The 11220-nt window shown below is 40.4% G+C and carries 6 protein-coding genes; all 6 read left to right on the forward strand.

Annotated features, from left to right (window positions below):
• Window positions 1-357 precede the first annotated feature (357 nt).
• The 6 genes from FO442_RS05205 to FO442_RS05230 all read left to right on the forward strand — a co-directional run bounded on the left by FO442_RS05205 (window position 358) and on the right by FO442_RS05230 (window position 11218).
• The gene (locus FO442_RS05205) at window positions 358-2346 is read left to right on the forward strand and encodes a hypothetical protein (RefSeq protein WP_144332095.1); all 1989 of its coding nucleotides are present in this window, start codon (window positions 358-360) and stop codon (window positions 2344-2346) included.
• Window positions 2343-3089 (forward strand): hypothetical protein, encoded by a 747-nt coding sequence (locus FO442_RS05210; protein ID WP_144332096.1) that lies wholly within the window; start codon window positions 2343-2345, stop codon window positions 3087-3089. The genes FO442_RS05205 and FO442_RS05210 overlap by 4 nt, the downstream gene beginning before the upstream one ends.
• Before the next feature lie 182 nt (window positions 3090-3271).
• A complete protein-coding gene (locus FO442_RS05215) occupies window positions 3272-3715 on the forward strand; it encodes a hypothetical protein (protein ID WP_186279919.1) in 444 nt (147 codons plus the stop codon).
• Complete coding sequence (locus FO442_RS05220) at window positions 3708-9422, forward strand: hypothetical protein (protein WP_144332098.1); 5715 nt, start codon at window positions 3708-3710, stop codon at window positions 9420-9422. The genes FO442_RS05215 and FO442_RS05220 overlap by 8 nt, the downstream gene beginning before the upstream one ends.
• Window positions 9423-9432: 10 nt before the next feature.
• The gene (locus FO442_RS05225; protein WP_144332099.1) at window positions 9433-10458 is read left to right on the forward strand and encodes a hypothetical protein; all 1026 of its coding nucleotides are present in this window, start codon (window positions 9433-9435) and stop codon (window positions 10456-10458) included.
• A gap of 1 nt (window position 10459) precedes the next feature.
• Entirely contained in the window at window positions 10460-11218 is a 759-nt protein-coding gene (locus FO442_RS05230; protein WP_144332100.1) for a hypothetical protein, read from the forward strand.
• The last annotated feature ends 2 nt before the right edge of the window (window positions 11219-11220 follow it).

Consider the following 11220-nt stretch of genomic DNA (forward strand, 5'->3'; position numbering starts at 1 on the left):
TAAAAATAAATGGGCAGCTTTTTAAAACTAAAACCAATTTTTGTGGAATCAATGATCTTAAAATAAGGGTTGTAAATCTTAATTCAATGCTTCGAAGCAATCCTAAATTGTTAAAAAATTGGTTTGCAGATCTTTTTTTGAGTCATGTTTTTTCAGGTTAAAATACTAATAAACAAAACACTTATAGAGTCAAATTTTCTCTCTGAAATTTCTTCCGACCAGGTCGAAACGTAGAATTTAACATTTAGCAATGTTAAAAATTGTTAGATTTGTTCACGTTATTTATAATCGCCTAAGTTGAAAATAATAACCTGGATATTATTCATTGGAATCAGTTCTGTATTGCTAAGTCAGGAAATGGACTCAGTAAGATCTCCTGTTTTTTCTATAGGAAGGACAGATATTGATATAGGTGCAAATGCAGGCGTTCAATCCAATTTTTCAGACAAAAGAGGAAGAATGAACCACTTTATGGAGGTTTCATCTTCATTCATATTTAAAGGTATTCCATTGACTTTCCAGGGAAGACTTTCGGATGAGAAATACATTTCAGGAAAACCTACTTATTTCAGATTGAGTTACGACGCGCTTGCAAAGTACCGGATGCGAAAAGCGGAGTTGGAAGGCGAGATTGGGGAGTTAAATACCGGGATCGGGGACATTAACCAGGATATTTATGCCATGGAGGGAAAGATCAGCTACCTGGCCTTCCTGATCGAACAATACCAATTGCTGAAGCAACAAAACAAACTGAAGATCCCGAATGGGTTGAAAAACCCCGAATTGCCGGATGGCAAGATTCCTGACATCACCGGTAAAATACCGGATACCAAGCTTCCTGATTTAAATGTCCCGGAGAGAAATAAAATTGATTTTGAACATTTAAACCTCGATTCGATCAATCTGAAAATTTCAGCCTATAAAGGAACAATTGATAAATGGACTGCGAAAAAAGACAGCCTGCAGGAACTCAAAGATCTGAAACTAAACGATCTGAACGCGCTCAACTTAAAAAGACCCAATGGTTTTTTGGATGGGATCAAACGTTTTGATGTGGGGCTCACTTCGCTTTCAGGTGGAAAAATGTCCAATAGCAGTGTACCGATTCAGGGAGTCCGTGTAAAAGGCACTTATCGGAACTATTTTTACGATGTGGCTGCCGGACTCACAGTTCCCAATAAGTTGTTCTCCAATTCGGTGGTTGACCAATACCTGAACAATTCGCAGAACGTATTTAATATGAACCAGTTCTTTACAGTTAATACCGCTCGTTTTGTTAGTTCTGCAATAATCGGGTACGGGAACGAAGAGCGAAATTCCGTTTCAATAGAGAATTACTACAACGGTAGAGATTTACAAAGTATCCTGAAAAAGGTAAAACAGGTAACAAACAACACAACGAATGTCAGCTTTACGCTTTCACCTTTAGCATCCGGAAGGTTGTTGATTTCGGGAAGTGTTGGTCAGACCATCCCGCTCGGAGATTCCGTTTCACGCAATTATTCCAGTCGCCTGGCTGCAACCACGAAAGTAAAATACCGCTTCAGACGGGGAAATACACAAATCTACGGACAAGTAAAACGCATTGGAGTGAACTACGACGGTTTCTCTCAGGGAATGTACAATTCCGGGTTTTTGCATCATGAATATGGGTTCCAAACCAAATTGTTCAAGCACCTGACCATTTCGGGGAAATATACCGGTGATTGCTTCGATGCAAATTCAAAAGGGAGAGGATTGATTACAAACGGCATCCATATCGATGTACAGGAAAGTATCATTAAAAACCTCTTGCTTTTCGCAGGTTATTCATTGATCAATGCACGAGGGAATGATTCCATTACCTATGGGAACAATACCTTGTATCGGGGTGGATTCGTCTATCAGAGGAAGTTCAAAAAAAGCAAATTTACCCTTTCAGGCAATAGTACTTATTCACACGTAAACGGTGTGGATTCTGCCATCAGTATGACAAATGTGATCCTGAAATCTGAAATAGCACACCGGTACCTGTTCTATGGAGTGACTGCCAATTACCAGAATTTTCAAGGGATGAAGTTGATTTACGGTTCCAACATTATTATTTCACCGGAGTTGGGTGCCAGTTATAAAGGCATTAAGTTTTCATCCGCATTCAATTACCTGACAAGTGAGCAATTCTCCCGGCAATACGGTTTTTCATTCACCTTAAGTGCCTCTCCGGGCAAACATCTTACCTGGTATCTGACCGGAAGAAGATGGCTGCCGACAGATGCATTAAATTTTATAACCCCTGATGTCGACTACCCGATTCGTCCGTGGTTCTGGGAGTTACGATTAAAAATTCACTTAAATGTTCTAAAATGAAATTAACGCGCTATTTACTGATTATAACCCTGTTTGGATTCACAGCTGCATTTGCTCAGCAAAGTGTTTTCCCTGTTACGCTTTCCAATCCGATGGATTACGATACCATTATAGAGACTGAACCGAATTTCATTTGGCAGACCAATATTACAGCTCTTCAAACGGATCCGCGTTATTCGCAACGTTATGTTTTATGCGAATTGGAAGAAAATCAGTTAAAAGGAGAAGCAATAGCACTGAATACCCCCATCCTGGTTTTGGATGATTACCAAAACACCATGCATTCCTACTCATCAAGCGCAACACCGCTGGAAGAAGGGCATACCTATGTTTGGCAGGTTTCCATTTTGTTCAATAGCCTGATTGTGGATCAGTCGGAACCTTATCAGTTCACGATCTTCAAGCCGAAGGAGCCACTACCTGTTTTTTATCCGGTTCATCATCAAAATGACGGACAGGTTTACCAGGTAGTAGACAATAAAATCGGATTGGTAACAGATGAATTGGGTAATCTGAAATTGAATATTCAGATTAATTCCGGGGGACGAAAATTTAAAACGGTTTTACTCAAGGAAGTCATTTCCGGAAAAGTTCAGGATGATAAAGAAATAAGTGAAAACGCGAATGGTAAACGATTTTTTATTTTGGATCTAAAAGACTTGGATTTAGAGGCCGGTTTTTATACTGTTCAATGGCAACCGATTGGACGGGAATCATTTACTTTTAATTTCAAAATACAATGACACGAGCTTTTAGAATCGTTTTTGCATTATTGGTGATGATATTATTTCTTGGAATGAGTTGTTCATCCATGAAAAGGATGCCTTCAATGACACCTGGAGAGTACTTAAAATGGTATGTTTCGACAGACAATAAATCCTTTTCCCAGGACACGATAAATGACTTGGTTTTTAAAATCAAATTCTTGCCAAGAGAAATAAATATTGCAAGATGTGCACTGGATCATTGTGAACCGAAAGAAATCCTTTTGGAAGAATTGAAGAGGGATGTGGCGGTTACAAGCTTTATGTTCGAAGTAAAAGCATTAAGGGGTGGAAAAGAAGATCTTTTCTTTCCTCAATCGGGGATGAATAGTACTGATAAAGCACTGTATTTGTCCGGTGGAATCAAAAAGGAGCTTTTTGCCTTTTCCTCGGGTCAGGACACTATTTTTTGTAATTCAGTCATATACGAACCCTCTATTCCCGGGTATATCAGGATTTTAGTTGATTTTGATAACCCGGCCCATCAACCGATTAAACGTATTGTATTTAATGACCATTCACTTAGTATGGTTCCGGTAGAATTTCAATTTTTACCGGCGGCCAACTCAAATTTTCCCACTCTGAATCTCAAAAATTATGAATAAGAACAAATTCTCAACAGGACAAGGATCATTAACATGGCTACTTTTGGCTATTTTCCTTTGGAGTACCTTTCAACCTGCTATGGTTTATGCCGGAGGACCTACCCAGCCTGAAGTCAATTCATTTACACCGGTCGGGGTCTCCGACATGGTAGATCCGTTTACGGGTGATTTTTCCTACAATATTCCATTGATGGACGTTGAAGGATATCCGATTAATATCGCTTATAATTCGGGAGTTACAATGGACCAGGAAGCGTCTTGGGTTGGTTTGGGATGGAACCTCAATGTAGGTGCTGTAACAAGAAATCTGCGTGGTGTTCCGGATGATTTTAATGGGGACCAGGTAAAAACGGAATACAGTGTGAAGCCTATGATCAACATGGGTCTGGATGCTGGTTTGACTGTCGAAATTGCAGGTTTCAAAATTCCGAAAGTGAATGCAAAGGATTCCAAAGGAGGCTTGAAAGTAGGAGTAGGTTTGACTTACAATAACTACAATGGTTTTGGGACAAGTATCAGCGTTGGTCCTTCATTTGACTTGGGTAAGTTTATGGGAGCACGTGCTACTGCAGGATTTTCTTTGTCAGGAAGCGATGAGAACGGAGCCTCTGTTGCGCCAAGTGCAAGTTTGAGTTATAAATCTTCAAATATTGATAGAGATGTTTCACGCAGTGCAACTATTGGAACGGCATTTAATTCACGTGCAGGACTACAGTCATTATCTTATGGATTTAGTGCAACGAAACAGAATTATTCTGTTACAAGAAAGAAAAATCTTGAAGGGAAAACGGTGGTAACGGGACAATATAAAGATGATGAAGGAAGTTATGGATCAAAAGGAGGGGGAAGCTTTGATCTTGGATTGAATCAATACATGCCAAGGTCACGACACCCTATGTGGGGTGCCGGGGTTTCCTTCAATGTAAATCTTGCGGGTAGTTTTTTCTTTACGGATGCCCAAGGAAATATTGGGGTACGTTTCTCCAAGAATTGGATCCCGGATGAATCAAAAACATTAAACACGAGATCTTACGGTTATTTGTACCAGGAAAACGGTCAGAATAATGAATCCGCACAATTAGACTTCAACCGGGATAATGATATTCCTTTCTCACAGTATACGCCATTTTTAGCTTCTACTTATCAGACCTATGATATTTTCTCCGTAAGTGCCCAGGGAACAGGCGGAAGTTTCAGACCTATGCGTAATGACGTAGGATTTGTTCATGATCCTTCCACTTTTTCATTGGATATCAGTGGGAATGGAGGATTGGAATTAGGATTCGGTAATCTTACGGATATTGGAATTGATATTCAGATTCCTGTTACCACAACCAGGAGCGGTACGTGGGAAGATGGGAACCAGGCGATTTCACAATTGAAATATGCCTATAATTCTCCCAATAAGATTGCCAATAATTTCTACTTCATTGAAGCAAATGAAAAAGCGGTAGTTCAGGATGAACTAATGACTACCCAATTTTCCGGTGATGCAGCAGAGCGCATTGAATTAGGAGGTTCTGCCATCTCTCCGAAATTAAGAGGTTCCCTGGTTCAGTCAAGTGGAGCTAATGGGATTCAGAGAAACGTTAAAAGCAAAAGGGAATTGACGAATAATCAATTCTATTTCCTGACTCGCAAAGAAGTGGAAGATGACATGGGATTACTTCCTATTAATTCATCGATCTATAATCCGAGCAGTAAATCACATATTGCAGAAGTCACTCAATTAGGAACAGACGGAAGACGCTATGTCTTTGCGCTCCCTGCTTACAGCAAACTTCAAAAAGAAGCAACTTTTGCAGTTGGTACCGGAATGTATGGGTCGGGCGGTCTTACGTATGCAAATGACTATTCGGGGATCATAGATTGTGGAAGCAATTTTTCAACCCTGGCGAGTATGAGTAATAAAGAAGGGATTGACAATTATTACAGTGCCACAGAAACTCCGGCTTATGCTCACTCTTTCATGCTTTCTGCAGTTTTGAGTGATGATTACATCGATTCTGATGGTGATAAAGGCCCTACTCCAAATGATTTGGGTTCTTATGTGAGTTTTGAATATTCAGAACCAAAAACAAACAAATGGAGAAGTCCTATTCAAGCAAATACTGCTTTCTATAACGAGGGATTGCGCAGTGATCCTACGGATGACAAGGCAAGTTACTCTTATGGAGAAAAAGACCTCTATTATATCAAGAAAATTACGACTAAAAACTTTGTAGCTGTTTTTGAAACGGAACCTCGGAAAGACGGGCGCGGTGCAGCAGGACCAGCCGGAGGACTTGCAGCGGATGATGCCAATGCTATGATGGCTCTGAAAAGCATTACACTGTATGTTCGCAAAGAATTTGAGGATCATCCGTCTACGGCTGTACCCGTACAAAAGGTGGAATTTGATTATTCGTATGAGTTATGTCCAAATTATCCCGGGAATCATGAAACATCCGGGCCAAAAGGAAAACTTACCCTAACAAAAATTAAGTTTTCATACCAGAACTCTAAAAAAATGAATTACCGCAGTTATCGTTTTAAATACGGTGAAAATGAGAGAAATCCGCCGTATGCCATCAAGGGTTCTGACAGATGGGGAACTTATAAACCATCTCCTATCGGATCTGATGAGGCGACAAGCGGAGCTTTGAGTAATGGCGATTTCCCATATGCAGAGCAGGATGCGGCTGCGGCAGATTTGAATGCTGCTGCATGGGGCCTAACAAAAATTTATCTGCCCTCGGGAGGAGAGATCGAAGTGGATTACGAATCCGATGATTATGCGTATGTACAGCACCTTAAAGCCGCTAAAATGTTCAAGATAGTTGGTGTGGTGCGTGGAAGTACTGCTTTTCCTGGAACTGCGAATGAAGCATTTGAAATGCAAAGTATCTCATCTTCAGCAGATGAAAATGCAGGACTAATATTTAAGTTGGAGAATCCAACCGATGATGTGTACAAATACGCCAAGCCTGGTGATCAACTCTATTACCGGGCGCTTGTAGAATTGAATCCGGACGGATCGAATGTAAAGGAAAAGACAGAGTATATTTCCGGTTATGGAAAAGTTGAATCTATCACGCCTTTTCCTATAGGAAACACCTATTATGGCTATGCTCAGATAAGATTTTCTGCTGAGAAACTGAAAACAACAGATCTGGTCGCTTCCTATAATACGATCACTAAACAGGCGATCCTTTTCGGAAGAACACAATTATCCCGTACAATCAGTAATAAACCCGGGTTTATGCCACCGAACGATGCTCCTGCAGGAGAACAGGCAATTACAGACCTGGCAAATTCCATGATCAATGCAATCAGCAGTTTTAAGGAATTGGTGACCGGACCGAATAAAGCCATTTATGATCTGGATAAAGGGACGAATATCATTACCAATAAATCCTGGGTTCGCATGAATTGCCCGTCAGGGAGAAAGTTTGGAGGTGGAAGCCGTGTGAGCGAAATCCGTATCAAAGATAATTGGGACAATATGGGTGGAGCTTATGGAAGTATGTATGGCCAGCACTTTGAGTATACACTGGCAGATGGTGTAACCTCTTCAGGAGTGGCATCTTATGAGCCGCAGTTGGGTGGTGATGAAAATCCATGGCATCGTGTGATCCAGGATTATGTAAGCCAAAAGAGACGTCTGGCAATGGATGATAAAACATACTACGAAGCTCCGTTGATGGAATCACAATTCCCTAGTCCGTCTATTGGTTATTCACGCGTAACGATTTCAGATCTGCCTCATGCTGGTGTAACCCGCACTGCAACAGGAAAAGTGGTAAAGGAATTTTACACAGCTAAGGATTTTCCAACGATTGTGAATTCCACACACATCGATGTGCTGCCTAAAAACAGCATATTTCCAATCATTCCGAAATACCAGTATTTAACGGCTAACCAGGGATTCAGTATTGAGTTGAATGACATGCATGGAAAACCATCTAAAGAAAGTGTGTATGCACAAGGTCAAAGTGAACCACTTTCTACCGTGGAATACATTTATCAGAAGAAAAGCCTTGGTTTGGACGGAAAGGAAAATTTCCAATTATCCAATGAGGTGAAGGTGATTAATCCGGATGGGACTTTGTCTAACAAGACACTTGGAGTAAGATACGACGCCGTTGCGGATTTCAACGAGAGTAAAACCGTTTCCAACGTTGGAAAGATCAATATCAATACCAATAGTTTGGTTTTAAGTTTGTTTTTTGCTGTAATTCCTCCTGTTTACCCGGGATATGATCGTACAACGAATCGTTTCAGAAGTGCGACTTTCAATAAAACGATCCAGAAGTTTGGTATTTTGGAGAAAACTATTGCAAACCAGGATGGAAGTATTGTTGAGACCAATAACCTGGCTTATGATTCCAAAACAGGTGAGGTATTGGTTACTCAAACGACTACCAATTTTAATGATAAAGTTTATTCACTGAACTATCCTGCATACTGGAAGTATTCATCCTTCGGACAAGCATCTACGAATATTCTCTACAGTTATTCGGCGGGTTCTATCAGTTCGAACGGATTTGTGACGATTCCGATGTCGTTGAATCATTTCACTGAAGGAGATGAAGTTTACGTCAAATTTGGTTCTTCTGCCGAAAGAGGCTGGGTATTGTCAAAAACTGACGCCGGAATCAAATTGATTGATGAAGCAGGAGACCCAATAACAGGTGGTGCTGCTACTATTAAAGTGGTTCGTTCCGGTTACCGGAATAAACAAAGTACGTCGATGGCCAGTATGACTAGTTTGGATAATCCCTTAGCGGGAATCGGTTCAAACCAATTCTCAAATGTGCTCAATGCCGGAGCTGTGGAATTTGGTGAAAACTGGAGGACTTATTGTAATTGTTTCGCGGAAGGTTCTGCAGCTTCTTCAAATCCATATATCCTTGGACGAAAAGGAAATTGGAGACCACAGCGTTCTTACACGCACTTGACAGGAAGAACCCAGTCAAATTACGATGGGAACACGAATATACGTAAAGACGGTGTTTTCACAAGTTATGCTCCGTTTTATAAATTAAACCAGGGGAAATGGGATAAGAACCAACTCAACTGGACCTTTGTTTCCGAGGTGACGGAGTTCTCTCCAAACGGGCAAATCCTGGAGACGCGTGATGCTCTTGGACGTTCATCGTCTACTTTGTTTGGTTTCAATGGTAACCTGACAACTGCGGTTGCGGCCAATTCAAGAGGTCAGCAGATCGCTACCGGAAGCTTTGAAGACTACAATTACACGAATTGTATGGAAGAGGGGTATTTCAGCAAAGTGAAGGTTGGAGGAACCATGCAAAATATCGGATCAGGTTCAATTTCTACGGATTATTCACATACGGGAAAAAATAGTATCAAAGTTACTCAGTCTACACCGGTAACTTTTGAGAATTCGATCCCTGAATGTTTTGCGGCAACAGGTTGTTTTCTTACTCTTGAAACTCCGTCAAATAATAAATTTACTATTTCTCAACTATTAACTAATCCTCCTTATCAGGTTGAATTTGAACTATTGGGAGGAACAGGGGATGCTTATTTATCCGGTCCAAATGAGGTTACATTTGCGTTGAGCAAGACTTCTTTGTCAAATGCAATGATTATTACCGTAACTGACTCCAAAGGTTGTAAAGCTGCAATGAAAATTACCGTTGTTCCAGGAGTGGGCCGCGAGAATCAATATGCTTACGAAAATATCCAATTCCAATATTAAGAAGTATGCTATGAAAACAATCAGATTAATACTAATTATCAGTTTGCTTTTGTCCGTTTTTACGACAAATTCGCAAACATATTTCCATAATTATTCGGTGAATGAACCCTTATCGATTTGTGGAAAAACCAGTGTTTTTGAAGGACTTTTTGATAATGCCAATGATTTTGAGTGTGTAGGAGGACAATCGAAAATGTATTGTTCTTTTTCCCCTGCTCAAAATCATATGTTAGGAACTTCGTTGACTTTAAAGTATTCGATTGAAGACCCTTCAAGTGGCTTGGCGAATATTAATTCCTCGTATAAAATTTATGGTCCTTTCGGTTTTTATGGAGCACCTGCCGAAGATTTTGCTGTGCTAATCTCAAATGGAACCGCACCAATTTTGGAAACAGGAGTTTCTACAACGGGTATTCGAACATTTAATGGGCTAATCCTGGCAGATCACTTTTATGTGGTAGAAATTGTTGCAAATACCTGCTATGGAAGATTAGTTGTTGAAACTCAAACAGCGGATTTCCCTTGTTCGAGTAAGAAAGTAGTTTGTACAGACTGTATTCCAAAATTCCAACCGGTGGAAGATCAATATGTGGTTTCTGCCTGGGTTCGTGAGGTGAAAAACAGCGGAAACTCCAATGCAGCAATCAATTATACCAGCCAGTTGAAACTGACTTCGGGAGCTTTAACTCCGGTCATACTTACTCCATCCGGGCAAATCATAGACGGATGGCAGCGCATTGAAGGGGTGATTACAACCAATAATGTCGGAAACCTGAAAATGGAGTTGATTGTGACTGATAATACGATTACCGTCTATTACGATGATATTCGGGTTTTCCCTTACGACGGTTCCATGATTACTTACGTCTACGATCCGGTAACTCTCAGGCTGGCAGCCGAACTGGATGAACGGAACTATGCAAAGATCTATGAATACGATGAAGAAGGAAAACTGATTCGTGTAAAGAAAGAAACTGAAAAGGGAATTATGACTATTCAGGAAAATCGTGAAAACTCTTCTAAAGAACAAGAATAATATGAGAACAACAACCATCTTATTGCTCTTAATACCGTTTCTGGCCCTTTTTGAGGGAACGTCTGCTGCTCAGACCAGTATAGTTTTGTCTTCTTCTGAATTCAGTAAGGAAATTGAACCGATGCGAACCATGATGAACAAGGAAATGACAGTCGTCCGTTTCAAACGAGATGTTTTCCAGGATCTTGCTTCCAACAAAATACTTGAATCAGGTTCAGGAACCTTGTATAAGGGAAAAGGCCTCAACTATAAAATGATCAACGGTGGTATGACTATCGTTCAAACCGAAAAGATGAGTTTGGTAATAGATTCCGCAAACAATGTGGTACAAATCAATAGTGTGGATTCTTCCCTCAAGATTTCTAATTTCCTGGCAGAACTTCCGGCAAACATATTGGATAATTATGAGTTTGAAAAAATCTCGTACCCGGCATTTTTTGTGCTAAAAGCAACCGCTGTTAAAACCAATGATGGAATCATGGAGTTTTATTTCCATACAAAAACGAAAATGCTTTACAAGTTTGTTCTGACCTTTCCTCCGGCAAACTATTTCTCCGAGGAACTGGAGGATGAATCTGTAGAAACACCTTCCGTTGTAATGGTATATGAACCGATGCAAGCACTAAAAACGGGTGATGTGTCTTTTGATCTTTCGCCGTATGTAAAAATGAATGAAAATGGAAAGTTTGTACTGACGGAGAAAATGGCCGGCTACGAACTGATCGATACCAGATACCAACCCACATCACTTAAAAACTAACA

This window comes from Fluviicola chungangensis (genome assembly GCF_007558725.1).
In the GTDB taxonomy this organism is placed as follows: Bacteria; Bacteroidota; Bacteroidia; order Flavobacteriales_D; family Crocinitomicaceae; genus Fluviicola; species Fluviicola chungangensis.

Coding starts and splice junctions, on each gene's coding strand:
- FO442_RS05225 (WP_144332099.1), top strand. CDS start 9,433: ATGAAAACAATCAGATTAATACTAATTATCAGTTTGCTTTTGTCCGTT.
- FO442_RS05210 (WP_144332096.1), top strand. CDS start 2,343: ATGAAATTAACGCGCTATTTACTGATTATAACCCTGTTTGGATTCACA.
- FO442_RS05205 (WP_144332095.1), top strand. CDS start 358: ATGGACTCAGTAAGATCTCCTGTTTTTTCTATAGGAAGGACAGATATT.
- FO442_RS05220 (WP_144332098.1), top strand. CDS start 3,708: ATGAATAAGAACAAATTCTCAACAGGACAAGGATCATTAACATGGCTA.
- FO442_RS05230 (WP_144332100.1), top strand. CDS start 10,460: ATGAGAACAACAACCATCTTATTGCTCTTAATACCGTTTCTGGCCCTT.